This is a genomic window from Candidatus Polarisedimenticolia bacterium (assembly GCA_035764505.1).
In the GTDB taxonomy this organism is placed as follows: domain Bacteria; phylum Acidobacteriota; class Polarisedimenticolia; order Gp22-AA2; family AA152; genus AA152.
The window spans coordinates 14031-39502 of record DASTZC010000281.1 but is presented as its reverse complement, the minus strand read 5'-3'; the positions used below and the strand labels follow the sequence as shown (position 1 = coordinate 39502).

Annotated in this window: 26 protein-coding genes; 6 read left to right on the top strand and 20 right to left on the bottom strand. The window is 66.5% G+C overall.

Annotated features, from left to right (window positions below; genetic code table 11):
* Positions 1 to 7: 7 nt before the first annotated feature.
* The 17 genes from VFW45_18385 to VFW45_18305 all read right to left on the bottom strand — a co-directional run bounded on the left by VFW45_18385 (position 8) and on the right by VFW45_18305 (position 17880).
* Positions 8 to 811 carry a class I SAM-dependent methyltransferase gene (locus VFW45_18385; GenBank protein ID HEU5182762.1) on the bottom strand — a complete coding sequence of 268 codons (804 nt, stop codon included), beginning with the start codon at positions 809 to 811 and terminating at the stop codon, positions 8 to 10.
* Positions 808 to 1725: a glycosyltransferase gene (locus tag VFW45_18380; protein HEU5182761.1), complete on the bottom strand. Its 918-nt coding sequence runs from the start codon at positions 1723 to 1725 to the stop codon at positions 808 to 810. The genes VFW45_18385 and VFW45_18380 overlap by 4 nt, the downstream gene beginning before the upstream one ends.
* On the bottom strand, positions 1722 to 2723 hold the full coding sequence (locus tag VFW45_18375) for a glycosyltransferase (protein ID HEU5182760.1): 1002 nt from the start codon (positions 2721 to 2723) through the stop codon (positions 1722 to 1724). Before VFW45_18375 ends, VFW45_18380 begins: the two co-directional genes overlap by 4 nt.
* A complete protein-coding gene (locus VFW45_18370; protein ID HEU5182759.1) occupies positions 2720 to 3514 on the bottom strand; it encodes a polysaccharide deacetylase family protein in 795 nt (264 codons plus the stop codon). The genes VFW45_18375 and VFW45_18370 overlap by 4 nt, the downstream gene beginning before the upstream one ends.
* Complete coding sequence (locus tag VFW45_18365; protein HEU5182758.1) at positions 3507 to 4445, bottom strand: glycosyltransferase family A protein; 939 nt, start codon at positions 4443 to 4445, stop codon at positions 3507 to 3509. Before VFW45_18365 ends, VFW45_18370 begins: the two co-directional genes overlap by 8 nt.
* Positions 4442 to 6196, bottom strand: a complete 1755-nt coding sequence (locus VFW45_18360; protein HEU5182757.1) for a hypothetical protein — start codon at positions 6194 to 6196, stop codon at positions 4442 to 4444. Before VFW45_18360 ends, VFW45_18365 begins: the two co-directional genes overlap by 4 nt.
* Positions 6193 to 7695 (bottom strand): lipopolysaccharide biosynthesis protein, encoded by a 1503-nt coding sequence (locus VFW45_18355; protein HEU5182756.1) that lies wholly within the window; start codon positions 7693 to 7695, stop codon positions 6193 to 6195. The genes VFW45_18360 and VFW45_18355 overlap by 4 nt, the downstream gene beginning before the upstream one ends.
* Positions 7692 to 8711 (bottom strand): aminoglycoside phosphotransferase family protein, encoded by a 1020-nt coding sequence (locus tag VFW45_18350; protein ID HEU5182755.1) that lies wholly within the window; start codon positions 8709 to 8711, stop codon positions 7692 to 7694. The genes VFW45_18355 and VFW45_18350 overlap by 4 nt, the downstream gene beginning before the upstream one ends.
* The gene (locus tag VFW45_18345) at positions 8708 to 9229 is read right to left on the bottom strand and encodes a hypothetical protein (GenBank protein ID HEU5182754.1); all 522 of its coding nucleotides are present in this window, start codon (positions 9227 to 9229) and stop codon (positions 8708 to 8710) included. The genes VFW45_18350 and VFW45_18345 overlap by 4 nt, the downstream gene beginning before the upstream one ends.
* Before the next feature lie 167 nt (positions 9230 to 9396).
* The gene (locus VFW45_18340) at positions 9397 to 9915 is read right to left on the bottom strand and encodes a transcription termination/antitermination NusG family protein (GenBank protein HEU5182753.1); all 519 of its coding nucleotides are present in this window, start codon (positions 9913 to 9915) and stop codon (positions 9397 to 9399) included.
* Positions 9916 to 9932: 17 nt separating this feature from the next.
* Positions 9933 to 10166 carry a helix-turn-helix domain-containing protein gene (locus tag VFW45_18335; protein ID HEU5182752.1) on the bottom strand — a complete coding sequence of 78 codons (234 nt, stop codon included), beginning with the start codon at positions 10164 to 10166 and terminating at the stop codon, positions 9933 to 9935.
* A gap of 42 nt (positions 10167 to 10208) precedes the next feature.
* Positions 10209 to 11474 carry a hypothetical protein gene (locus VFW45_18330; GenBank protein ID HEU5182751.1) on the bottom strand — a complete coding sequence of 422 codons (1266 nt, stop codon included), beginning with the start codon at positions 11472 to 11474 and terminating at the stop codon, positions 10209 to 10211.
* A complete protein-coding gene (locus tag VFW45_18325; protein ID HEU5182750.1) occupies positions 11471 to 12073 on the bottom strand; it encodes a polysaccharide biosynthesis/export family protein in 603 nt (200 codons plus the stop codon). Before VFW45_18325 ends, VFW45_18330 begins: the two co-directional genes overlap by 4 nt.
* Positions 12074 to 12764: 691 nt before the next feature.
* Complete coding sequence (recG, locus tag VFW45_18320) at positions 12765 to 14798, bottom strand: ATP-dependent DNA helicase RecG (GenBank protein HEU5182749.1); 2034 nt, start codon at positions 14796 to 14798, stop codon at positions 12765 to 12767.
* The gene (locus VFW45_18315) at positions 14795 to 15685 is read right to left on the bottom strand and encodes a DMT family transporter (GenBank protein HEU5182748.1); all 891 of its coding nucleotides are present in this window, start codon (positions 15683 to 15685) and stop codon (positions 14795 to 14797) included. The genes recG and VFW45_18315 overlap by 4 nt, the downstream gene beginning before the upstream one ends.
* 34 nt (positions 15686 to 15719) lie before the next feature.
* A complete protein-coding gene (locus VFW45_18310) occupies positions 15720 to 16868 on the bottom strand; it encodes a DUF362 domain-containing protein (GenBank protein ID HEU5182747.1) in 1149 nt (382 codons plus the stop codon).
* 100 nt (positions 16869 to 16968) lie between these two features.
* Complete coding sequence (locus tag VFW45_18305) at positions 16969 to 17880, bottom strand: decaprenyl-phosphate phosphoribosyltransferase (protein HEU5182746.1); 912 nt, start codon at positions 17878 to 17880, stop codon at positions 16969 to 16971.
* 97 nt (positions 17881 to 17977) lie between these two features.
* Here VFW45_18305 and VFW45_18300 point away from each other — a divergent pair, with 97 nt between their 5' ends.
* Entirely contained in the window at positions 17978 to 18712 is a 735-nt protein-coding gene (locus VFW45_18300) for a glycosyltransferase family 2 protein (GenBank protein ID HEU5182745.1), read from the top strand.
* Between the two features lie 8 nt (positions 18713 to 18720).
* Here VFW45_18300 and VFW45_18295 read toward each other — a convergent pair whose 3' ends face one another.
* Genes VFW45_18295 through greA form a run of 3 tightly spaced genes read right to left on the bottom strand, consistent with a single transcriptional unit; the run spans position 18721 to position 21067 of the window.
* On the bottom strand, positions 18721 to 19572 hold the full coding sequence (locus VFW45_18295; protein ID HEU5182744.1) for an XdhC family protein: 852 nt from the start codon (positions 19570 to 19572) through the stop codon (positions 18721 to 18723).
* A gap of 4 nt (positions 19573 to 19576) precedes the next feature.
* On the bottom strand, positions 19577 to 20560 hold the full coding sequence (locus VFW45_18290; protein HEU5182743.1) for a HEAT repeat domain-containing protein: 984 nt from the start codon (positions 20558 to 20560) through the stop codon (positions 19577 to 19579).
* Positions 20561 to 20566: 6 nt separating this feature from the next.
* On the bottom strand, positions 20567 to 21067 hold the full coding sequence (gene greA, locus VFW45_18285) for a transcription elongation factor GreA (GenBank protein HEU5182742.1): 501 nt from the start codon (positions 21065 to 21067) through the stop codon (positions 20567 to 20569).
* Positions 21068 to 21465: 398 nt separating this feature from the next.
* Between greA and VFW45_18280 the strand changes: the two genes are divergently transcribed.
* The 5 genes from VFW45_18280 to ccmA all read left to right on the top strand — a co-directional run bounded on the left by VFW45_18280 (position 21466) and on the right by ccmA (position 25472).
* Positions 21466 to 21882, top strand: a complete 417-nt coding sequence (locus VFW45_18280) for a cytochrome c maturation protein CcmE (protein HEU5182741.1) — start codon at positions 21466 to 21468, stop codon at positions 21880 to 21882.
* 63 nt (positions 21883 to 21945) lie between these two features.
* A complete protein-coding gene (locus VFW45_18275) occupies positions 21946 to 23934 on the top strand; it encodes a heme lyase CcmF/NrfE family subunit (protein HEU5182740.1) in 1989 nt (662 codons plus the stop codon).
* Entirely contained in the window at positions 23927 to 24415 is a 489-nt protein-coding gene (locus tag VFW45_18270; protein HEU5182739.1) for a cytochrome c-type biogenesis protein CcmH, read from the top strand. Before VFW45_18275 ends, VFW45_18270 begins: the two co-directional genes overlap by 8 nt.
* Positions 24415 to 24753 carry a hypothetical protein gene (locus VFW45_18265; protein ID HEU5182738.1) on the top strand — a complete coding sequence of 113 codons (339 nt, stop codon included), beginning with the start codon at positions 24415 to 24417 and terminating at the stop codon, positions 24751 to 24753. The genes VFW45_18270 and VFW45_18265 overlap by 1 nt, the downstream gene beginning before the upstream one ends.
* Positions 24750 to 25472: a heme ABC exporter ATP-binding protein CcmA gene (ccmA, locus tag VFW45_18260; protein HEU5182737.1), complete on the top strand. Its 723-nt coding sequence runs from the start codon at positions 24750 to 24752 to the stop codon at positions 25470 to 25472. The genes VFW45_18265 and ccmA overlap by 4 nt, the downstream gene beginning before the upstream one ends.

Genomic DNA, 25472 nt, shown 5'->3' with positions numbered 1-25472 from the left:
CAGTCCCTCACTTCCGCGGCCGCAGCACGGCCAGATAGTTGATGGCGAGGTGCGTGTCGACATCCTGCATCGAGCGCGCCGTCCCGAGCCCCGCACGGGCAGCGGCGCGGATCATCCGCGACGCGGCCATCCCGAGGACGTTCACCGACAGGTAGAGCCCCTTCAGAGGCAGCGCCAGCAGCCGTCCGCCGCGCGGGTGCCGCTGCACCAGCGGCCCTTCCACTCCCATGGCGAGCAGAGCGTTGGCCAGCTGCGGCACCAGCTGCAGCAATCCGCCGCTCTCTTCCACGCGCGTCTCCCCGAACTCCGCCAGCGCCTCCTCCAGCTCGCGCCGGCTCCAGCGGTGCAGCCTCACCGCCGGCGGATAGGGCCAGATGCCGATCGTGGTCAGGAGAATCCTGCCGCCCGAGCGGGTCACCCGCACCAGCTCCGACAAGGCGCGGCGGAAATCGGTCATCAGGTAGAAAGCCTGGGTGCAGACCACCAGGTCGAAGGCATCGGAGCGAAAAGGGAGCGCCAGGGCGTCGCCGCGCACTCCGACCCCGTGGAAAGGGGCCAGATCGACGCCCACGTAGCTCGCCGCCCGCGCCTCGAACAGCTCCCGGTACGGCTGGTATTTGCATCCCACGTCCAGAATCTCCAGATTCCCGCCGCCGTTCAGCGCCCCGGCCTGGCGCCGCAGACCCGCGACGATTTCCCGCAGCATCAAGTAGTCGTACTGCCAGATCTTGGGATGCGCGATTCGCCGCACCACGCGGCGCGCCTCGCGCGCTCGAGTCGAGGCCTCCGCCTCGACTCCCTCCGGGCTCACGGCTTCTCCGTCTGCAGCGCCGCGGTCCGGCCGTTCCCCCCGCGCACGGCCGCTCCGAAAAAGCCTTGCAGCAGTCCTTTCGAGAATGAGATCGAAGCCCGGAAGTCATAAGCGCGCCCGAGAATGGCCGCGCCGCCCGCGTCGCGGCAGCCATCCCACAGGTTCTTGGCCATCCGGCCGAGCATGTGCCAGTCGCCGGCGCGGGCATGCTTGCCGTAGAACGCCCCCTGCCCCACCCCGTAGGCCCGGAACAGGTCGACCTGCTGCGACGCGCCCCTCCAGGATCGGTGCCGCACCGTCATTCCCGGCAGGTAGTGGATCGGGATCCCGGCCCTCAAGAGGCGATAGCCGAGGTCGTTGTCCTCGGCCGCGGGGAAGCGGGTCCCAGGTCCCAGCGATTCGTCGAACCTGCCGACCCGGCGCAGCGCCTCGGCCGGCAGCGCCATGTTGTTGCCGAAAAGCACGTCGCGGTAGAGGGGGCTGCGGTACTCGCGCGCCTCGGAATCCTCGCGCAGAGACGGGGCGCGCACCGCTCCCGGCTCGGCCTCTCCGGCGAGCACTCGTCCGGTCAGCGCCACCCCTGCCCCGGATCGCGCGAAGGCATGGTGCATCACCTCGAGCCAGTCGGGGGCAACCCGGCAGTCGTCGTCGGTGAAGGCCAGCAGGGAGCCGCACGCCTCCGCCACGCCGACGTTCAGCGCCGCGCTCTTGCCGCGCCGCGGACAGCGCAGATGGCGCAGCACCGGGCCCGTGTCATCCGGCAGCCGCAGAATCGACACGGCATCGCGGCTCTGATCCAGGACGATGATCTCGTCGGCACTCGTGGCGGCCCGGGCCACGTGCGCCAGGCAATCCTCCATCAGCTCGGGGCGGTCGGCCGTGGCGATGAGCACCGAGATGCGCGCGCGGCTCATGCGACGCTCCGGCTGCGCGCCTGGCGGGAAGAGGCGACGCTGGGCATCTCTCCGGAGCGGCTCCGGACTCCCATCCAGTAACGGCGCTCCCCCACCAGGGACTGGGCCATCCCCAGCCAGCGGCCGCGCGCGCCCCTTCTCTCGAGGCGCGACAATGACGACTCGAGCAGCGCCCACAGGGGCGCCAGGGGATCCGCGGCGGACAGGCCGCTGCGACGCGCCAGGCGGCGCAGCGGATGCTCCGGCAGCGCCGACAGGCGCAGGTGGCTCCTCAGGAGGGGATGCTTGGCGGCCAGGACCTGATCGGCCTCGCCGACGCACTGGCAGTCCCGCAGCCAGCGAGGCATATCCTTGTCGTAGATCTGGCGGGCCACGGCCTCTGGGAGAAAGCGCATCTCCGCGCTCGCCTGGATCAGTCGCCAGCCCAGGTCGTAGTCTTCGTTGCCGAACTTCACGTAGGTCTCGTCGAAGCCACCGCGGGAGCGCAGCAGGGAGCGCGATACCGAGGCATGGCCGAAATGGCAATCGTCGAAGCGGAAGCGATAGCCCGGTGCCGACAGCCGCTCGCGCACCTGTTCTCCCCAGACCTCGACCCCTTCCTTCAGGAAGGACCTGCGGGGGCCGGGCGCCAGGCCCAGGGATCCAAAGACCACCCGCTCCCCTTCGGGGGCATGCGCCGCGCGGTGCTGCGCCAAGGCGCCCTCGTCGAGCAGCATGTCGTCGTCCAGGAAGAGCACCGCCTCGGCGGCGGCGGCCGCCGTGCCGCGGTTGCGCGCCGCGGCCAATCCGCGATTTTCCTGGAAAATCACTTGAAGACCGGGATCATGAACGTATCCCGCGAGGATCTCGAGAGTCCCGTCGGCGGATCCGTCCACCACGACGATTACCTCGGCCGGCCCCTCTTCACGAGCCCGCTGAAGCAGAGCCGGCAGCGTCCGGGAGAGAAGCTCGCGGCGGTTGTAGGTCGGAACGACGATGCTGAGCGCCGGGGTGCTCATGGCCGCCCTCCGAGAGCCGCGGGCGTGCCGGGGATCCGCCGCCGCGAGATCCGGGTCGTCGTCCATTCCCGGATGCCGAAGCCGGTGCGCGCCTTGAACGAGAAGGACCAGCGGCTCTCATGGCAGGTGATCAGGCTGCGCTTCAGCAGGAAGGGATCGACTCCCGGCCGGTTGCCGCCACGCCGGTCGGAGCAGGCGCTGGCGTAGCCGGCGGCGCGCACTCGCCGCAAACAGCGCCCGTCGAGCTCCCCGTGCGGATAGGAGAAATGCCGCACCGCCATGCCGAGCCGATCCTGAAGGAGGGCTTTCGAGCCGGCGATCTCGTCGTCCAGCTCGGCATCCGACAGCGTCGGCAGCATGCGATGCGTCCGCGTGTGAGAGCCGAGCTCGAAGCCGCGCCGCGCCAGCTCCCGCGCCTCCGACCAGGAGAGGAGGCGGCGGGGCGGATCGCCGTGGCGCGCATCCCAGGAGTTGGTGGTGCCGACCCGGTCGGCGACCAGGAAGATGGTGGCGGTGAAGCCATGATCGAGCAGGACCTGGGAGGCGCCCTCCAGGAAATCGCGGTAGCCGTCATCGAAGGTGAGCGCCACAGCGCGCTCCGGCATGGGCGCCAGGTTGCGGACGATCTGGACCACCTGGTCCAGGGTCAGCGTGCGGTACCCTTCCTCGTGCAGCCAGCGCACTTGCGCCGCGAACTGCTCCGGCGTGACGCCCCAGTGCCGCAGCCGCTGCCCGGGATCGCCGCTGATCCAGTGGTACATGAGAATCGTCACGCCGCGTCGCTCAGACACTTCCGGCCTCCCGATCGACGGGCGCGGGAGAAGAAGCCATCAGCCAGCTCGCCGCGCCGCGGCACATCCCCGAGACATACGACCAGCCGGTGCGCAAGGCACCGCCGTCGCCACGCACGATCCCGCCCGCCACGCGGCGGGCCTGGGTAGCGAACACGCCCAGGGCGACGCGGGCGGGGAAGAAGTCGCGCACCCGCAGCCGCTTCAGTGCCCACACCGCGATGCCATGGCCATATTCCCATTCCACCGCCGACTGGACGGTGCCGTTGCGCCATGGGAGGTGGGCTACCACGACGGCGGGGTCGTAGAGGATTGACCCTCCGGCATGCAGGATGCGATGGATGAAATCGGTGTCGTCGGCGCCGCGGAACCGCGCGCCGGGGCCCAGGTCGGCGTCGAACCTCCCGATCCTCTCGGCCCACTCCTTGCGAAAGGAGAGATTGAAGCCGCCCCCCACCACCGCCGGATCCACGAAGCTGCGGTAGAGGCGGGGCGCCGCCGGATGCCAGGTGGCCGCCGCCAGGATGCGCGGATCGGCGTCGTCCACCCCGTCGGGAAGCGAGCCGCCGGTCACGGCCGCGATCTCGGGATGGCGGTCGAAAGCGCGCGCCACCGAGGCCACCCAGTCGCTGCGCACCAGGCAGTCATCGTCCGTGAAGCTGAGAATCTCACCGTGCGCCTGGGCAATGCCGAGGTTCCGCGCGCGGCTCAGGCCGCGACTCGATGAGGGGAGGTGGCGCAGGTTGGGCAGGCGGTCTCGATGGCGGAGCACGACCTGAGACGCGGCATCGTCGTCCCCCTGGTCCACCACCAGAATCTCCAGCGGCGCCGGGTCGAGGATCGCCAGGCGCGCCAGGCAGCCGTCGAGCAGGCCCGCGCGGTTGCGCGTGCAGACGACGACCGAGACCGAGGCAGGGGTGATCCGGCTCAAGGCAAAGGCTCCTTTTCCGGAAGGGTTGCGGTGCGCATGCCTCCCTCTCCCTCCTGCTTCACCGCGAAGATCTCGACCCCGTCGGCCTCGTAGATCCGGTGCAGGAAGCTGGAGGCGGACGGATCGTACGAGCCCAGCTCGCGCTCCGGCGGCCCGTACACCACGTATCCCACCTGGTAGTGCCTGAGGAGCGCCTCGCGCTGCGTGTCGTTCCAATGCGTCGAGTAGAACTCCCCCACGTCCCGTGCGCGAATCTCGAAAGCCTGCGTGAGCATGTCCTCGCCCAGGAAGACCCGCTGTCCCGACAGTCGCGGCACGTAGTTGCCGGTCTTGTAGGAGCCGAGGACCACCGAATCGAGCGACACGTTGCGGCTCATCCAGTCCATCGCCGACAGCTCGCCGCGGGTGAGGTAGGTAGGCGAGCTCATGTCCTGCACCTGGTATTTGTAATGGAGGAAGAGGTTCGCCACGCTCAGGCAGCAGATGATGCCGACCAGCGCCATGACCGCCATCTGCGGTGCCGGAGCCCAGATGCCGCGCGGCACAATGCGCCGCTTGCCGAGCGCCCGCCGCCGCCGCTGGATGCGCAGGAACACCGTGCGCCGCAGCCCCTGGGTCGCGAGAATGGACAGCGGGATCTGGATGCCGTTGAGCAGGTGCCAGCGCCAGTTGATGTACGGTACATAGGCCAGCACCAGAACCATGAGCACCCAGGCCTTCGCCATGCGCTCTCCGGATGGGCGGTCGACGCGCAGGAAGCCTTCGAAAGTCAGCACCGAGATGGCGAAAGAGGCCCCCAGGCCGAGGATCAGGCGGAAGGGCTCCGGCGTCTGGAACGACAGCCGTGTCACCACGTCTCCCCAGGCCGGCTCCAGGATCAGCATCCAGCGATTCACCAGCAGCATCCCCACCGGCATCCCGATGACCAGCGCGCAGCACTTCCAGCGGCTGGCCCCCGGCATTCGCCCGAGCCCCAGCGCGTCGAGCACCAGATAGGCGCCGGCGATCGGAATGAAAGCCACGGCCTCGAAGGCATGGCTGGCGGCGAGGATCGTCGCCACGCAGCCGGCCGCCGCCGCCGGCATGTAGCGCCGCACCCGCTCCGATTTGAGGTACATGACGAGCGAGCCGGTCATCAGCGCGGCGGCGAAGACAAAATGCGGATAGACGAGCATCGCGTGGAAGAGATTTACTTCCACGAGCCAGGCGGTGATCGGCTTGAGGTCGACACCGGTCATCCGCAGGATGATGCGCGAGAGCCACAGGAAGCCGCCTCCGAAGCAGGCGAGCACCAGGGCGAAGCGGCGGTAGAAAGGGCGACGGATGGCGGTGGCGATGAAGCCGTAGATGGTCAGCGTGAGCAGCAGAATCGACAGAGCGCCGAACGCGCGATGCGTCTGATCAAGGCTCATCCCGGTCCAGCGCGAGATCCGGCCGAGCGAAAGGTAGAGGAAGTTGAACAGCGCGGGCGGGTTCGGCTCCGGCGTGAAGTTGTTGGTGAACAGCACCCGTCCTTCGGCAGACTGGCGCATCAGGCCCAGGTAAACGTTGTTGTCATCGATCGCGTCCGTGCCCACCAGCCCCATGAAGCGATGCGTGCCGTCCTGCAGGCTGTAGCCCAGAGAGTAGGGAATCCACACGATGGCCATCAGGAGAGCGGCCACGCCGAGCGGGAAGAGCCACTCGCGAAGCGGTACCTCGCCGAATGGAGGCGGAGACTTGCGGGCTCGCGACACCAAACCGGGATTCATCGGAACACCTCCGCCCATGCGCGCACGACGAGACGCCGCTCCTCGCGGAAGGTGCCGCTCACGCCGTACATCAGGGCGAAAGCCCCGAGGCACGCCGCGGCCCTGGCCAGCAGGAGAGGCAGAGAAGGATCAGGAGCCCACGATTTCCAGGCGGCCATCAGGAGGACCACCGGGAGCCCGGTCAGGAGCGGGGCTCCCACCGAATGGATCAGGAAGCTTTTCGGATCGACGCCGCCCCAGGGACAGCAGCGCCGCAGCACCAGCCAGGCGTCGATTCCGAGCGTCGCCGCGAGCGTGCCCACCGCCGCGCCCGGCAAGTCATAGAGGCGGTATCCCACCACCACAAGCGCGAGGTTGAGGGCGTAGCGCCACGATTCCGCCCCCAGCAGGACTCCCACGCGTCCGGCTCCGAACAGCAGCGTCGTGGGTGCCAGCGAGGCCGCCGTGACCAGCGCCGCCAGGGCGAGGGCGCGCAGGATCGGGAGGCTGGAGGCAAAAGACTCACCGGCCCACAACCGCAGGAGCGCGCCACCGTCCACCATCAGGAGCGTCACCACCGGCAGGGCCAGCGCCAGATTCACCCGCGTGGCCACCTCGAGCAGGCGCGCCTGCGCCGTTCCCTGGGAATCGGCGCGCGAGGCGAGCGGGAACAGGACGTTGGAGACGGGCTGCAGCCCCTTGGAAACGAAGGAGGCGACCGTGGCCGCCACGGCGAACAGGGCCACCGCCTGCGGCCCCGCGAGCAGGCCGAGGATCAGCAGATCGGAGTTTTCGAAAAGCGTCCTCAGGCTCTCGTACCCGAAGGAAAGGGCGGAGAAGAGAAAGGCCTGGGGCACCAGCTTGCGGTAGGTCGGGCCACCGGTCAGATGAATCTCCGGCGCCAGGCGGCGGATCGCGCGCCAGCGGGCGAGGTGCCCGGCGACCGACGCGATCAGCTGCACCACCCCGAGCGAGACGACCCCCATCCCTGCCGCCAGCAGCGCCGCGGTGGCCGCCAGGCGGAAAAGCGCTGTGGCAACCTCGACGGTGTTGAGCAGCCCGAAATACTGCATCCCGGCCAGCGCACTGCGGGTCAGGCCGAAGGGAAAGGAGATCAGAAAGTTGATCCCGATGAGCGCGATCAGCCAGCGCATGGAGACCTTCAGCTCCGGGGGAACGCCGAACCGGTCGAGCGTGATGAAGCCGAGACCGATCAATCCGACGCATGCCAGGATTCCCAGGACGCAGTAGACGCGGAAGATGGACCCCAGCTCCCGGCTGGCCTGGTCGAAGCCCTCCCGCGCCGCGCCGGAAGCCACCGACCTGACCCCGGCGGCGCCGCTGCCGGCGTTGAGGGAGCCGAAGTAGCTCCCCAGCGCCGTCGCGGTCACCCAGAGGCCATACTCCAGGGTGCCGAGGCTGCGGATCACCAAGGGCGTCAGGATCAGCAGCGTCGCGCCGTTGACCGCCGCCCCGACATAGCCGGCTGAGATGTTGCGGACCACCCTGCCGATGCTCACGCCGTTCCCCCTTCACCGGAGAGGAACTCCGGCGGCGTGTCGAGAATCTTGCGCACGCCCGCGCGGGCGCGGGCGAAGCTGCCGGTCTCGTCCTGCTGCAGGTAACGGAACTTCTTCAGGCAGTATCCGGCCCAGGCCAGCGCCAGGACCTCGGGCAGGATGCGGGCCGGAAAGCGCATCTCGCGCGCGTACTCGCCCAGCGCTTTCCGCATCTCCTGCGCCAGGAAGTCCCGGCCGTTGAGCACCCGGTCGAGGGCGTTGAAGGGATCCCAGCGGCCGCTCCCTTCGGTGCGGAACGACAGCCACAGGCACAAGTCCAGGAGGTCGTACGCCGGCAGCGAGAGCTCGTCGCACAGCTCCCAGTCGATCACTCCGTGGCGCGGGCCGTCCTCGAGGATGTTCTCGCCGCAGAAATCGCCGTGCGCCAGGACCGCCGGGAAGGTCTTGCCAAAGGCCTCCCATACGTTGCGGGCGGCGGTTTCCAGGAGCGTGCGTGAGCGGCCGGTGCGGTCCAGCTTGACGCTGAACTCCTCGGTCCAGACCGGGACCAGGGCGCCGCCGTCGCAGCGGGTGGCGTTGCCCAGCGCCGCGCTGAACCGCGGGGCCCACTGCAGCAGCCTCGTGACCCGGCCGTTGAGACGTGCCCGGGGCGTGATCCAGGTGGCGATCTTGTCCCCCTTGAGCGCCGACTGCAGGAGGAGATAGTTGCCGGAGATCTCGCGATACAGGATCGGGCGGGGAACCGACTCGATCGGAATCGCCGGACCGCGACTCACCAGCGCCTGCAGGCCGCGGTGCTCGCGCTCCAGGTAGCGGGCCCCATCCCTGTCGAAGCCGACCTTGCCGACCACCGCGGGATAGCGCTGCTGGGGCAGAAAGTAGAAGTAAATCGACTGGTCGACGTAGTTCTTGTCCTCGTGGGGGCGGTGGATCATCATCACCGTGAGATCGCGCGGCGCGACACCGAGGCCCTCGGCCGCGAAGCTCCGGAACGATTCGGAGGTGGCGCCGATCATGGCGTCCTCCGGGCGACGACGATGCAGTTCGGCAGGAAACCGGCGTGGATGCGAAGGTGGACCAGGACCTGGAACACGGTAAGAATGAGCCAGCGGCGCAAGGAACCCCCCGAAATGGTCAGGCGCAGGAAGTAATCGAACGGCTCCCGCTGATCCAGGGGGACCAGGACGACGGGAGACCACAGGGCTGAATGGGCGTAATACGACTCCACTTTTCCCAGGCCGCGGCGGCGCATCTGCCGCCGGACCCACCATCCTCGGACGCCGATCGCCGGTGACCCTTTCAGGGCCACGACCCAGCGGCCTCGCTCGGAAAGGAACGAGGCCTGGTCGGGTCGCAGAGCATTGGCTTTCCAGCCGGGGCGCTCTTCGAGGATCAAATCGAATCGTCCCGTCTGGACCGGACCGCTCATCGTCTCGCCGCGCTGCATCTGGACGCCGGCTTCCCCCAGCATGCGCAGCAGGTCCGCCGGGACGTTCCCAATCACGAGCGCCTGCTGACCCGTCTGCGGTGACAACAGGCTTTTCCAGACCGGCGTCAGTCCTCTTCCTCTCCATCCGTTCGAGACCCCTGTCTCGGAAGGGAGGACGTTCTGAGCCGGGTTCTCAGACGACCCCATGATGATGTAGCTCCGCCATCGAGGCCCTTCATGGGCCATAATGCAATGCTTTGTGCCCAGAAGACTTAGGCCGCCCCGACTGCTGCCGCAATGGGCTGCAGGGAGTCGGGGTCGCAATCCAGCGCCGCATGCCTTCTGAACAATTCGAGCAGGATTCGGATCCGCTCGCCGCCGCTGAGGTGGGCCGTGACGCGCCCCTCAAAGCCGGTGAAGGGACCCTGTACCACGCGGACGCGTGACCCGGGGGTCAAGCGAAGCGCCGGGATTCGCAATCCTCCCGTCCTCTCCAAGGTGCGAATGCCTTCCACGATCTCCTCGCCGATGCGCGCCGGCGCGCCGGCATGGCTGACGATGCGCACCAGCCCCGGCGTCCAGCGGATGCCGGCATAGTCGCGCGGAAACTGCAGCCTGACGAACAGGTAGCCCGGGAAAAGAGGCACCGACTCCTGGACCCTCCTGCCCCGCAGGCGGCGCCGCCGCCGCGTGCGAGGACAGTAGGTTTCCAGCCCGTTGCGTCCCAGGGACGCCAGAACCGCCTCTTCCTTGCGAGGCTTGGTCTGAATCGCATACCAGCCGGATGTCATGCCCTTCCCCGTCCCTCTCAATGCCCGTCGCCTTGCCCATTCCCCGCCATCGGCCCGGTCGGCACGAAGCGGTGCTTCTCGAGCCACTTCAGCAGCTCGGAGCGCTTGTACCGGATCGTTGCGTTGCGCGAGCTCCCCAGCCGGTAGCAGGGAATCACCTGCTCCTTGGTGAGCTGCCATAGCTTGGTCCGTCCGATCTTCAAGTAGCGACGGGCCTCAGCGCTGGTCAGGATTTCCTCTCTTCTCGCCATCTGGCCTTGCCCCTCTCTGGATGCGATCCCCGTTCCGTCCGACTAGAAGGCCCTGCAGGTGATTCCCAGGTAATAGTTGTTTACGGTCTGACTTCCAATGTCCGGCTGCACGGTTTCCTGGCGGCGATAATTGGCACCCGTCACCAGCCCCCAGCGCTGCCCCATCGAGACCCTCGCCCTGAACGATCCACCCCATAGATCCAGGTTCACCTCGCTGGCCCCCGCCACCGATTCGCGCCTGCCGTAATCGGCGGAGGCCATGAGGGTGAGATGCCGGCCGGCATCCCCGGAGATGGTCATGAAAACGCGATCCCCCACGGAGGTTCCGTTGTTCCCGACGTCGGCGGTAAGGCTGCGCCTCCAGCCGCCGCCAAACTCCGCATTGCGCCCGAACCGACGGTAAAGTGCGGCGCTGCCCGAGAAGAAGCTGTCGGTCTCCGTCTGCTTGGCGACCGTCGCACCGCCCGAGAGCTCCACGCGGGAGCGATCTTGGACATGGCTCCAGTTGAGCGCGGCCGACTCGGACGTGACGTCGGGAACGTCGTCCTCGAACTGCAGCCGTCCCCCCGACAACGACATGCCGAGGGTGTCCTCGCGTCTTACCGCGAAGTCCAGACCTATCAGTCCGAGCAAGCCGTCCGAGTCCTGGAAGTTCTCATCCTCGTAACGGTTGAGGATGTGGGTCGCGCCGATGTTGAAGCGCGTCCTGCGGCTCAGCTCGCGGTCCATGTTGATCTCGGCACGGTTGCGGGTAACGCGCTGGTTGTTGGCCAGGATCGGGGAATCCCCTTCCTGGGGCGTCGAAACAATGATCGGATCATTGCTCAGGGTGAAATGCTCCTGCAGATTGAGCCCTCCCCTGACGCCCAGGCGATACCGGCCGGTGTAATTGAACGCATGGCTCGTCGAGTCCAGCTGGTCGTAGGTCTGATAGTGGTTCAGCACCGGCACGTAGGCCATCGTCCAGGCGGTGCGCGGCGAGGTGCGCGTGGCGCTCAGATCCATGACCAGGGTGCCGATGTAATCCTGCTGTGGGGAGCCGTCGTCTGGATCGAAAAAGACGTTCGAGCTCGAGCGGGCGCCCGCGTTGAAGTCGAGATGAAACTGGTTCGGGGTCGGGGCATCCTCGTTTCTCACGCTCGATCCTTCGCGGATCGGCAGGTCGGGACTCGTCCCTCCGGGAGGTTTCTGCGGAGGGGGAGTTTGCGCCAGGCTCGCGCCGGTCCCCGAGGCGCAGGCCAGCGCCACGATCAGCGCCCAGCCGGAGCGCGGCAAAGGGTGGGGGGTGGGATGGGCGTGGTCGATCATGGCACGACCACCGTATCCCCGGGCTCGAGCAAGAGATTCTGCTCGGGACTCTTGCCGGCCAGAATCTTGTCGTAGCTCACCGAGATCCTCTCGTCCCGCTTGCCGTTGTTCCGCAGGATCACGATGTCGTTGCGCTTGGCATAAGGCGTGAAGCCGCCCGAGAGCGATATGACCTGGAGCAGGTTGGTCTTGGATTTGAGCGTGAGGACGCCCGGGGTCACGACTTCGCCCATGACGTAGACCTTGTAGCTGTTGACTTCGTCGACGAGGACCGTGACGCGCGGCTCGCTGAGGAACTGCCGCAGCTTCTCCACCAGAATCGCCTTGAGCTCGATCGGGGAAAGGCCCGCGGCCTGGATGTCGTCCAGAAGCGGGAAGGAGATCTTGCCGTCGGGTCTGACCGGCACGGAGCGGGTCAGATCGGGCTCCTTCCATACCTGGATGTTGAGGATGTCGCCCACGCCGATGCGATAGTCGCCGGGGGGCTGCGGCGCCGACTCTTTCACTTTGGTTCGCGGTGGGTCGGCGAACACCAGAATCGGGGCCAGTAGAAGAGTCAGAGCAGCGGCCGAAAGAAAAGCCCGGTGACGCCTTACCATGGTCGAACCTCCCGCACGACGCTCAGCTTACAGCCGGCGCCGGATCGAACCCTGTAGGAAAAGACCCCTCATGCTGCCGAAACTAACGGGGGTGGGACATCAGGGAATCCATTCTCTTTTTGAAATGGAAGACCCTACACTCATCCCCCGGGCGCATGGGAGAAGCTTGATTACAATTTCAGGATTGACAACGCCGGTGGAGCGACCTACAGTTGACAGCCGGGTCGGGGAAAAGGACCCGTCTGCTCACTCTTCACTCCAGCAAGACTCCACCTCATCAGACAGCACACCCAGGGCGACGCGTCCGTCCTCGGACCCGAGCCGCAGCGTCGACTCGGACCCCTGACGCGGGCCTCGTCCGCCCGCTCACTAGCCTCGTCTAGCTTTATGTTGCTCCGGCAAACCGAAACCGGAATTTTATGGAACCAGCTTTATTTATGCTCGTCCGTGTGGCAGGTACGGTACGACGTAACTGCTTTCTTGTCAAGGAAAAAACCGCTTTCACTTTCGTCAGCGGTCATTCCGGAGCAGAGGACATTCTTGCTCTTAAGCATAGCGCGACGTGTGGATTACGCGATTCTCGGCGCGCTGCGCCCGATGACCCAGCATGAACCAGATGAAACAACTCGGAGGGAGTAAGAACACGAATTCAGAGTGCGAAGTTTTTCGGCCGGCAGTAAACGAAATGATTTCAGGAGTCCTTATCGGTCATTGCAACGCGCGATACGGCGAGACGCGCCGCTTCCAGCAGATCCAAATCTCTGGAGAGATCGGCCACGCGAAGATCCGGAACTCCGGACTGTCGCAATCCGCGCAGCTCGCCGGGTCCTCGCATCTCGAGATCTCTTCTTGCGATCTCGAAGCCATCGCTCACCTCCCGTAATATACGAATCCTCTCCAGAGCTTCCGGCGATGCTCCCTCGGTCGGGATCAGGATGCACCACGACGGACGAGAGCCCCGTCCGACGCGGCCGCGCATCTGGTGCAGCTGCGACAGGCCGAAGCGATCCGCCTGCTCCACGACGATCACCGACGCTTCCGGGACGTCGACGCCTACCTCCACGACGGTGGTGGAGACGAGTACGGGCGCCGCCCCTTCCGCGAACTCGCGCAGCGCCTGCTCGCGCGCCGCCGGATCGAGGCCGCCGTGCAGCAGACCCACCTTGAAATCCGGGAAGATGGAAGCCGCGAGCTTCTCACGGGCGGCCACCGCCGATCTCTCCGGGGCCTTGCCTGCCTGCACGGCCGGAAGCACGAATGCAGCGCGTCCTCCTCGCGCCACTTCTTCCCGGATGAAGCGGTAGATGCGCTCCCGATCGGCGTCGCGCCGCACCACGGTGCGTATCGGCACCCTTCCCGGGGGCAGCTCGTCGATCACCGAGACGTCCAGGTCACCGTAGCAGGCATGCGCCAGAGATCGCGGGATGGGGGTCGCGGTCATCAGGAGACGATGCAGATCGCGGCCTTTCCGCTCCAGCCGGTCGCGCTGTCGGACGCCGAAGCGATGCTGCTCGTCGATGACTACGAGTCCCAGTCGAACGAGCTGGACGCTTTCCTGGATCAAGGAGTGCGTCCCCACGACCAGATCCGCGTCCGGGCCGGAGCCCGCTTCCCATGACTCGCGCGTGCGCGACGTGAGAAGGGCGGCCCGAAACCGGGTGCCCCGCAGGAGCTCCAGCGTGCAGCGCATCTGCTGCTGCGCCAGGACCTCGGTGGGAACCATCCAGGCGACCTGCAGCCCCGCCTCCATGGCGGAGACGGCGGCGAGCAACGCCACGATCGTCTTGCCGGATCCGACGTCTCCCTGGAGAAGCCGCTGCATCGGAAAGGGGCGCTCCAGGTCGGCGAGGATTTCTCCCAGGGCGCGCTCCTGGGCCACCGTTAGATGGAACGCGCACATTCTCCGCAGGCGGTCCCGCAAATCGGCCGGGGCCGGGCACGCAACAGCGCGACGGCGGGATCGCAGCCGGCGCGCCCGCGCGAAGCTCCGCTGCAGGCGATAGAGCTCCTCCATGGCGAGGCGGCGCTGGGCCGCTGTTTTCTTCTCCTCGAGCTGATCCTGGGAAGTCCCGGGCGCGGGGAAATGCGCTTCGCGGAAAGCGGTCCCGCGCGGGCACAGGTCGGGGCGAGCGGAGAGAAACGGCGGCAGCGTCTCGGGCAGCTGGAGCGGAAGGGCGGCGAGAATGCGATGGATCAGGGAGCGCAGCGAGCGCGTCGAGAGCCCGGCGGTCTTGCGGTAGATGGGCACGATTCGCCCGGTATGAATGCCGGTCGGATCCTCACCGAGGACTTCGAATTGCGGGTTCTTGAGCAGGAGCCTTCCCGGGCGGGAGGCTGAGCTTCCCACCTCACCGTAGAGGACGATTTCGGTCCCGGGCTTGAGCAGGTTGCGCAGGTAGACCTGGTTGTACCAGGCGGCGAGCAGGCTGCCGGTGTCATCGCGCAGCTCCGCTTCCAGGACGGCAAAGCCCCTTTTCCTCGATCCCATGATGCGCAGCCACTCGACCTGCGCCCGGAGGGTGGCCCGATCCCCGCAGGAAAGCGACGCGATGGAAGCGCAGCGCCCGCGATCCTCGTAGCGCATCGGCAGCGTCAAGAGCAGGTCCTCGACGCGGCGCAATCCCGCCTCCGCCAGAGCCGCGGCGCGCGTCTCGCCGATGCCGCGTACGCCGGACAGCGGCGTGGAAAGCCGCAGCCGATCTTCCTTCACGCGCTTCAATCTCACGCCGGCTGCACCTTGGCGGCCGGGGCCGCCGCCAGCAGCATCCCGGCGAGGATCAGCGAGCCGCCGGCGAGAAGCCCGGCGGAAAGCGGCTCGTCGAAGAGCCATCGGGCGAGGAGCGTGGCGAGCACCGGCTCGCCCAATGCCGCCAGGCTGACCGTGAAGGCCGGCAGATGACGTACGGCATAGTTCAATCCGCCGTGGCCGAGGACGCTCGGAAACAAGGCCATGGCCGCCAGCGGCAGAAACTCGCGCGATGGGAATCCGATCAGCGGCTGATGGGCAAGAAAAGCCGCCACCGCCAGAAAAGCCCCGGCGGCGCCGTAGACCAGGAAGAGATAGGCGCCGAAAGGGACATCGGAGCGTACCGATCGGCCGAGAACGAAATAGGCGGCGCCGGCAGCGGCCGCAAGCAGCGCCAGGGCATCCCCGAGCAGGCGCGCGCGCGACGAGCCGAAATCGGCCCCCGTGAGCAGGAGCATTCCGGCCAGGCAGATGGCGATCCCCGCGTAGAAGCGCTTGCCGGGCCGCTCGCCGAGCCAGGCGCCCGACAACTGCGCCGAGAACAGCGGCTGAGTGGAAACCAGGAGAACCGAGCTGCCGATGCTGGTCAGGCGCAAGGAGGCGATCCAGGCCCCGAAGTGCAGCGCCAGGAAGCCCGCAGCCAGCAAGGTGCGCCAAGCGGCGCGTGGGCGCGGCGCAGCGCGGCCGAGACCCGGCAGGACGAACGGAGCCAGGAACAGGGTGGCGAAGGTGAGCCGCAGGCAGGCAATCGCCAGCGGACCGGCGGTGCAGTATCGGACCAGGATCGAGCCCCAGGAGATCGCCAGGACGGCGACGACCAGCACGGCGGCGGGAGGAAACGGGCGGCGGATCTCGGCGGAATGCACTCCGCTCCTCGTCTCTTTCAGGGTTCGGCGGTTTTCAGCGGGAAGCGCCGGGCGAGGAGGCTGGCATCGGCGCGGCCTGGCCGGCGCCCGCGCGCGACCCGCCCCCGTACCTGCCATCGAACAGTTGCCCCCACTTGCTGCCACGGAACCGGGCGATCTTCATTTTTCCGACCGTCGGGTACCAGAGCCAGTCGTGGTAGACGTTCGAGGCGAAGGGCGCCCAGACCACCAGCGGAGAGTGCAGGGCGATCTTCTCCAGGAAGCGCAGCGGCCCGAGACGCAGCATCTGGTCCCCCCAGATCACGAAGCTGCGCTTGGCGTGGAATCCCCATCCCGGCCCTTGGACCGAGGTGCCGACGATCTCGATGTCGCGCGGGTCGGCCGTGCCGAGCCCCCGGTCGTGGGCCATCCTCAGGTAAGGAATCGACATCGGATCGAACCCCATCAGCTTGGCGGCGACTGCGTCGATCGCGACCGAGTCGGCCGCCGCCAGCAGCGTATCCTTGACGATCGGCTCCATGGTGCGGGGCCCGGCGCCATTTCCGGCCACCGTGCCGTCCATCACCGTGAAAACGGCCGGATGAAGCTCCTTCTGCATCATCACCAGGTCCACGAGCACCTCGTGAATGTGCTTGTGGGCGTAGTGCCGCACCTCCTTGAGGAGCCCGCCGAAAGCGTTCTTGATCGATCCCGTCGTGGTGGAATGACCGTGGGTCTTGACGGTCGGCAGGTGCAGCACGTTGCGGCCCGGATAGATGGAAGGAATCTCGATCCCCTCCGGGAAAATCCGATTGAGCATCAGCAGGGGGGACTTGAAGCGATAGACGATCCATTCCACCTCGGTGAGGGGCTGGAACTTCAGCCCGAAGCGATCGAGCACCGGGAGCCAGCGGTTGTTGCGCGCTCCAGCCCAGGGCTCGGTCACCACCGTCTTGTTCTCGACCGGCGTCAAGAGGGATCCCGGATAGCCGTCCTCGCGCAGCGTCTGCAGGACCCCTTCCAGCTGCCAGGGCTGGCTCGAGCAGGCAGGGAAGTATTTCGTCCAGGAGAGGTTGAGCTTGATCAGCAGCGGCGACGCCGGGTCGAGGATGTCCCGGTAACCCGCCAGGCGCATCAGGCGAGAATAGTCCTGGAAGATCGTCTCGGGCTCTGTGCGGAGGACGGCGACTTTCGATTTAGGCAACGAGCGCTCCGGGAAAGGGCCTCTTGGCGGGCCTTTGAATGAACATTCTAGTGTCCGGAGCGCCACGGGGCAACCGTGGAGAACGGCGGAGGGGGATGTCTCAGTGGTAGTGATAGAGGATGGCGGCCACCACGGCCGCCCACAATCCGACGCACACCAGCAGCGGTCGATCGGCGAGAAGGGACGAGGCGGGGTTTCCGCCCTGCCCCTTGCGATGGACCAGGTAGAGGTAGCGGAAGATCCCATACAGGACGAAAGGGATGGTGATGAACAGATGCTGCGTGCCGAGCTTCTCCTCCACCTCGGGGGAGATGGTGTAGAAGGAGTAGCAGACCACGGTCGAAGCCGTGGTGATCGAGATCATCTGGTCCAGAAAGACCAGAGAATACTCCCCCAGCGTGATCCGATGGTTCGCCGAATCCTGCTCCAGCGATTCCAGCTCACAGCGCCGCTTGCAGAAGGCCAGGAATAGCGACAACAGAATGGTGCACAGGATGAGCCAGGGGGAGATTTCCACGTCGATGGCGACCGCTCCCGCCAGGGCCCTCAGCACGAACCCGAAGGCGATCGCCATGACGTCCAGGATGACCTTTTCCTTGAGATAGAAGGAATAGGCGAGATTCAGCAGGACGTAGGACAGGGCGGTCGCCGCGAAGGCCGGGGAGAGCCGCCAGGCAGATAGGAGACCTCCGGCGAAGAGGATCAGGAGCGCGGCGATCACCGTGCCCGGGCGCAGGCGGCCCGAGGCGATCGGCCGGCGCGACTTGACCGGATGGCTCAGATCCCTATTGCGGTCGAGCAGATCGTTGAGCAGGTAGACCCCCGCCGACAGGGCGCAGAAGACGGCGAACGCGGCGAGCGCCTCGACGATGCGGTGCCTGTCGGACAGCTTCTTGGCGAACAGGAGCGGTGCGAAGAGAAGAAGGTTCTTGATCCACTGCTGGGGGCGGGTGGATTCCAGGAGGTCGAGAAAGGTACGCTTGAAGCCGCTGGGCGTCCGGGGCTCCGGCATCGTGCTCCGCTGGGCGTCATGCGACGCGAGGCGGCGCGGATGTTAGCACCGCTGCGCTTTCCTGCAAAGGCCTGTCCTCTTCGCCGCTCGAGGAGCGATGTCCTTTCCCCTGTCCCGCGTCGCCGTAATCATCCCCGCTCTCAACGAGGAAGCCTCCCTGCCCCGGGTGCTGCAGGCGATCCCCGACGGGCTCGTCGAGCAGATCCTGGTCGTCGACAATGGCTCGACCGATAAGACGGCCGAGGCAGCCGCGGCGAACGGCGCAACGGTCGTTCGCGAAGCGCGGCGCGGCTACGGCTCCGCCTGCCTCGCCGGGCTGGATAGGCTTCGGGAGCATCCCCCCGATATCGTCGTCTTCCTCGATGGAGATTTCAGTGATCATCCGGAGGAGATCAAGTCGCTGCTGGCCCCGATCCGCGAAGCGGGCTGCGATCTGGTGATCGGATCGCGGGTGTTGGGAAGCGCCGAGCCGGGCGCCCTGCTGCCGCAGGCGCGCGCCGGGAATCTCCTCGCCGTATTCCTCCTGCGGGTGCTCTACGGCGCGCGCTACACCGATCTCGGTCCCTTCCGGGCGGTGCGCTTCGGCCGGCTGCTGGAGCTTGGAATGGAGGATCGTGCCTATGGGTGGACCGTAGAGATGCAGGCGCGCGCCGCGCTGGCCGGCTGGAAGACCATGGAGGTGCCGGTCAGCTACCGGCGGCGCATCGGCCGCTCCAAGATCACGGGAACGGTGCAGGGGACATTGAGGGCGGGGATTGCCATCCTGCGCACGCTAGTGCGGCTCAGGCTGGCCGCGTCACTCCGCCGGGAATCGCTTCCCGCCCGGCGCTGAGGCTCTGTTCAGAGCTCGCTGCCCAGGGGGCGCGCCGCGAACCGTTTTGCACTCAGGCGGCCCGGACTCCGCTCCTCTGCCGCCGAGCCGCGACGTACCTGGATCAGCTCGGCCGCGATGCTGACGGCGATTTCGGCGGGCGTGCAGGCGCCGATCGACAATCCGATGGGGGCGTGCAGCGCCTCCAGACGCTCGGGCGGTATCCCCTCTTCGCGCAGCCGCACCGACAGAAGTCGGATCTTGCGGCGGCTGCCGATCAGTCCGACGTAGCGCACCGGGGTCGGAAGGATCCGACGCAGCGCCGCCAGGTCGCTGCGGTGGCAACGCGTCACCACGGCCACGAAGGTCTCCTCGTCCAGCCGCGGCAGGCTTCCGGCGAAATCACGCCCGGCCAGGAAGCGGGCCACCTCGGCGGGAAAGCGGGAAGCCTCCAAGAATTCCTCCCGATCGTCGAGCACGGTGGCATCGAAGCCCAGGCCGGGCGCCAGCGCCGCGAGCGCGGCTCCGACATGTCCGGCTCCGAAGATCACCAGGCGCTCGGGCGGAAACTCGGATTGCAGGTGCACGCGCACGGCCCCTCCGCAGATCATCCCGGTGCTCTCCGGCTCCGAGCTCTCCTTCAGAGAGTATTCCCTCACCAGGGAACCACCCGATGCGAGAAGGGCACGCGCGTCCTGAACGACCAGGGCTTCCAAAGCCCCTCCTCCCACGGAGTCGACTATCGTTCCGTCGTCGAAGACTGCCATGCAGGCGCCTGGCTTGCGCGGGGCCGAGCCGACCGATTCGATGACCGTGGCGATCACCAGTCGCCGGCCGCGGCGCAGCGCGTCGACCACCGATGCATGAAAGCGCAGGGACATGACGCTACCGGGCCAGGGTGGTCTTGTTCTGCTCCCACCACTTCGCCCACCGGGCGGCGTCCTGACCGAAATCCTGTCCGGTGAGGCTCTGCAGGGAGGTCGCCGCCTGGTCCTTCATCTCGGGGGGCGCGTGTGGATCTTTCAGGAGGGAGAGGATCGGATTGAATGCCGCGTAGCCTGCGGCGTTCGGCAGCGCGCCGACGGCGGAGAGCCTGACTTTGGGGGAAGGATCCTTGTGCAGCGCGTCGAGCAGCGCTTTCGCCGCGTCCGGCTCCCCGAAGGACGAGAGCGCCGTGGCCGAGTTGGCGCGGATGGTCTCGTTCTGGTCGGCGAGCCCTTCGATCAGCATGCCCGCGATTCCCGGAGTGCGGATCTGCGTCAATCCTTCGAGGGCGGCGCGGACGACATCCATCTCGGGATCGCGCAGGGCCTTGTGCAGCGCGGGGACCGCCGCCTTGTCCTGCAGGGCCCCCAGGGCGTAGACGGTGGCGACGCGGGTGGCGGTGTCCGGCTCCTTGCCGTAGCTGTCCGCCAGGATCTCGACCGCCTTGGGATCGCCTCCCTTCGACTCCAGGATGTGCGCCACCATGATGCGGCTGTCGCTGGGCGTCGACACCGGAACGAGGCGGATCGGGTTGTAGAAGGTGTTGAACCGGCGCGACAGCTCCAGCTCGCCGACGAGCGGCTTCTTCGACTCGGGGGTGTGGATCGCCAGCAGGTGGAGGATCGACTGTACGCGGGTCTCGACGTTGGGGCTCTGCAGCCCTTTCGCGAAGGGCTCGACGCTGCCGCTCTCGATCAGCTCGGCCAGCCGCTGCCGCGCCTCGACGCGCTCCTCGTAGTCGTCGGAGTTGGACTGCACGAACAGCTTCTCGACGTCGACCTCCGCGGCACAGGCCGAAAGCCCGGCAATGAGCAGCGCCGAGAGGCACAGAGCGGCGCGGCGCGCGCGCGCCCGCCGGAGTCCTGTAGCGGTGCGCTCGGGCATGGGCCGCTATTCCTCCTCGTCGGGCCGGGCGGCCGCCGGCCGCTTCTGGTGCACCGTCTTCAAGGAGACGATCTCGAAGCGCTTCACGCCGCTGGGGACCTGGATCGAGACCTCGTCCCCTTCGCGCTTGCCCGAAAGCCCCTTGCCGATCGGCGAGGTGATCGAGATCATCCCGCGAGGGACGTCCGCGTCCTCCGCGAAAACCAGCTCGTAGTGCACCTCCTTCTCCTCCTTGAGATCGAACAGCACAACGCTGGAACCGAGCCCTACGCGGTCCTTGGGCAGCGAATCGAGCTTGATCATGGCGATCTCCGAGAGGCGCTTCTTGATCTGCCCCATCTTCGCCTTGACGTAGCTCTGGCGCTCGAGGGCCGCATGGTATTCGGCGTTCTCGCGCAGGTCCCCCATGGCGAGGGCCTTCTTGATTTCCTGGGGGAGGTCGTGGCGGAATTCCCTTTCCAAGGCGCGGAGCTCTTTTTCCAGACGCTCGATGGCCTGCCTGAACATGCGCGGTTTCCCTGCGTTTGTCGAATTTTTTGAAGTCTACGATCGGATCCACGGGATGTCAACGCATTGCGGCTCAAGGTTTAAGGCGAGTGCGCCGCAATTGGTGAAGAAAAAAAAGGAGGGGGGGACCTTTCGGTCCCCGATCGGGTTGTTGGGTTTGGGAGGATTTAAGACTGCCTGAGCTGTATATGCATGTTTTCGATGCAAAGGTAGGAGGTGCATCCAAAAACATATATATACTAAATCTGATTGTAATATAGGCTCGTTCGCGGGCCTGTCAAGCCCCGGCTCTGCAGCCGCACAGGTTGATCGGGATCCCCCGCTACGCGGGTTGACTTCCCTGCAAGTCTCGGGTTAGCATCAATTTGCATTTTGCAAAGGACGGGGAGAGCTTCCCGGTGCGCCTCCGGTTCAGTCCCAAGATCGTCATCTGCATCGTCATCTTACTGGCGGCCTTCACCGCTCTCGTCGGGCTCAGCTTTCGCAGCTCGATGGTCTACTATCTTACGGTCGGCGAGTTCATCGACCATCCACCCTCCGATCTCGACTCCCACTTCCGCGTGAACGGACATGTGGTTCCGGGAAGTATCGTCAAGACCAGCGGTCGCCTCGGAGCGCGGTTCGTGATGACCGATGGAACCCGCACGCTGCCGGTCGTCTTCGGCAAGGAGCTTCCGGACACCTTCGTGGACAATGCCGAGGTCGTGGTCGAAGGAAGGATGCGCGGCGAGGCGTTCGAGGCCCATACCCTGCTGGCGAAATGTCCTTCGAAGTACGAGAGTCAGGCCAAGGCAAAGATGGCCGCTTCCCCCTGAGCCCGGCCGCAAACCGCCTCCTCCCCCCCGGGCGAGAGCCGGCGACCGAATTCCGGAGTTGAAATGCCACAGTTCGGCGGCCTCTGTCTGATCCTGGCCCTGGTTCTCGCAGCCTGGTCCCTGGTGGCCTGCGCGCTGGGAGCGCTGACGCGCTCGCGCTCGCTGGTGCAAAGTGGCGAGCGCGGCTCGCTGGGCGTCACCTTCGCCCTGGTCGCCGCCTCCGTATCCCTGTGGACCCTTTTCCTGCGCGACCGCTTCGACGTCGAGTACGTCGCCTCGTACTCCAGCCGGGCGATGCCTCCGCTTTTCAAGTTCACCGCCTTCTGGGGTGGGCACGCCGGCTCGCTCCTGCTCTGGGTTCTCGTCCTATCGGTGTTCTCCGCCATTGTGATCGCGCAAAACCGCAGGCAGAACCGGGCCTTGATGCCGCACGTCGTGGCCACCCTCTCCGGCATCACCACCTTTTTCCTCATCCTCCTGAATTTCACGAGCAATCCGTTCGATCTGCTGGGATTCACCCCGCCCGACGGCAATGGGTTGAACCCGCAGCTGCAGACGCCACTGATGGCGATACACCCGCCGACGCTGTATCTGGGATACGTCGGCGTGTCGGTGCCTTTCGCCTTCGCCATGGGGGCGCTTCTGTCGGGCAGGGTCGGGGACGTCTGGATTCGCACCACTCGGCGCTGGACCCTGTTCGCCTGGCTCTTTCTGGGGGTCGGGCTGCTGCTGGGCGGCTACTGGGCCTACATCGAGCTGGGTTGGGGGGGCTACTGGGCGTGGGATCCGGTCGAGAACGCGGCGCTGATGCCCTGGCTCACGGCGACGGCCTTCCTGCACTCGGTGATGATCCAGGAGAAGAAGCGCATGCTGAAGGTATGGAACATGGGGCTGATTCTCCTCACCTTCTGCCTGTCAATCTTCGGAACCTTCCTGACAAGAAGCGGTGTGATCTCCTCGGTCCATGCCTTCGCCAAGTCCGGCGTGGGCACGGTCCTCGCAGTCTTCCTGGGGATCGTGGTGACGTTCTCCGTGACGCTGCTGGTCTGGCGGCTGCCGCGCCTGCAGAGCGAGGGAAGGCTCGACTCCTTCGTGTCTCGCGAAAGCAGCTTCCTGTTCAACAACCTGCTTCTTGTCGGGATCTGCTTCGCGGTGTTCTGGGGCACCATCTTTCCGGTAATCTCGGAGGCGGTGCGCGGCGTGAAGATCACCGTCGGGCCACCTTTCTTCAACACGGTCAATCTCCCCCTGGCGCTCGCCCTGCTCGCGCTCACGGGAATATGCCCCCTGATCGCCTGGCGTCGCGCCTCGGCACACCACCTGCTGCGCATCTTCCTCTATCCCGCCGCGGGGGCCGCCCTGGTTCTGGTCGTGCTGCTCGCCGGCGGATTGCGCGATTTCGCGCCGCTGGTGGCTTTCACGCTCTGTGCCTTTGTCCTGGGGACCGTGGCGTACGAATTCATCCGGGGCTCACACGCTCGACATCTCTCCACCGGGGAGCGGCTGCCTGCGGCCTTCGCGCACCTCGTCGGCAAGAACCGCCGGCGCTACGGAGGCTACACGGTTCACGTTGGCGTCGTGCTGATTCTCATGGGCGTAGTGGGATCTTCGTTCTTCCGGCGCGAGAGCACCTTCTCGCTGCGTCTGGGAGAATCTTTCGACATGTCGCCCTACCGGCTCACCTTCAAGGACACCTCCTCCACCAGCGACGCGAACATGGATTCGTTCATCGGCGTCCTCGGGGTGGAGCGGGCAGGACATCCGGTGGCGGTCCTGCGCCCGGGACGGAACTTCTACAAGGCCTTCAATCAGCCTTCGACGGAGGTCGACATCCACTCGACCTTGCGCGAGGATCTCTACCTGATCCTCATCGACTTCGATCCGAACAGCGGCCAGGCGACCTTCAAAGCCTATCTCAATCCGCTGATCAACTGGATCTGGATCGGCTGGATGGTGATTTTCGTCGGGACGCACGTCGCCGTCTGGCCCGACGCCAGGGAGCGCGCCCTCCTTGCGCGGGCCCGCCTGGTGGAGGAGCGCACTCTTGCGTAGCATTCGACGGCTGTTTGTCGCCGTGCTGCTTGCCCTGAGCGCGGCCGGCGCCTTCGCCGATGCACCCGACGGCGGTCCGGTGGATGAGATTACCGCGCAGATCGTCTGCGATTGCGGCTGCAACAATCTCACGGTCAAGAACTGCACCTGCGGCAAGGCGGATCAGGTGCGCGCCGACGTCGGCACTCGCCTCCGCTCGGGCCAGAGCCCCGCTCAGATCCTTCAGGCGTACGTGGACGAGTACGGAGAGCAGATTCTTGCGGCTCCCACGACCGAGGGCTTCAACCTTGTCGGCTGGCTCGCCCCCTTCGCCGCAGTGCTGGCGGGCGCGGTGCTCCTTCTCGTCGTCCTGAGACGCTGGTCGCGCGTTCCCTGGCGGGAGGCCCCGCTGGTGCAGCCGTTGCCCGCCTCAGGGATCAAGGCCCCCGATCCCTCCTATCTGAAACGCGTCCAAGCCGAGATGGAGCAGTCGGAGCGCTGATGGCAATCGTGGCGTTCCTGGCACTTTCCTTGGGCCTTGGATTCTGGATTCTCCTGCCGTTCCTGCAGAAGGAGGAATTCCAGGGGGGAGAATACGCCCTGGCCTCCGAGCTGAAGGACCTTCTCGCCCTGCGCAACGTCGCCTACGACACGCTGCGAGATCTGGAGTTCGACTTCCGCATGGGGAAGATGGCCGACAAGGACTATCAGGAGCTGAAGTCGCGCTATCAGGGCGAGGCCGCCGAGATTCTGCGCCAGATTGAGATTCTCGAAGCAAGGCTCGAGCGCTCTCCCGCCGGACCGCCCGATCCTCTCCAGCCGAGGAAGGCTGCTCTTTGAGCGCTCCCTTCGTCGAGGCGAAGGGACTGGAGTTCGGCTTCGGCCTGCGTCCGGTGTTGCGCGGGGTAAGCTTGACGATGCGTCCGGGGGAGTCGATGGCGCTGTTCGGACCGAACGGCGCCGGGAAAACGACCCTCCTGCGCATCCTGGCCTCCCTGCTCAGGCCCTTGAAAGGCGAGATCGCGGTGGATGGGAATCGTCTCGCCGGTCACGAGGATCGCCGACGCTGGCGGGCACGCATCGGCTTTCTTTCCCATCACAGCATGCTGTACGAGCGTCTGACCGGACGGGAAAATCTGCTGTTCTACGCGCGCATGTACGGCGCACGCGATACGGTCGACCGTTGCGGGAGCCTGTTCGCGCAGGTGGGCCTTTCGGGACGCGAGGACGATCTGGTGGGCAGCTACTCCCGAGGGATGCAGCAGCGTCTGGCGGTGGCCCGCGCCCTGGTCAACGATCCGGACCTCCTCCTTCTGGACGAGCCCTTCTCGGGGCTCGATCCGCAGGCCGCCGCTTCGTTGTCGATCCTTTTGCGGAAACGGAGCGCAGCCGGCAAGGCGATTCTTTTCACGTCGCACGATCTGCGCTCCGGGTACGAAGCCGCCGAGCGCGTCGCGATTCTCTCCGGCGGCGTGCTCGCCTACCAGTCGGCGCGCCACGAGGCGGGCTTCGAGACGCTCGAGGCGGCCTACGCCACGCACGCCCGCCGGGGCGCTTGA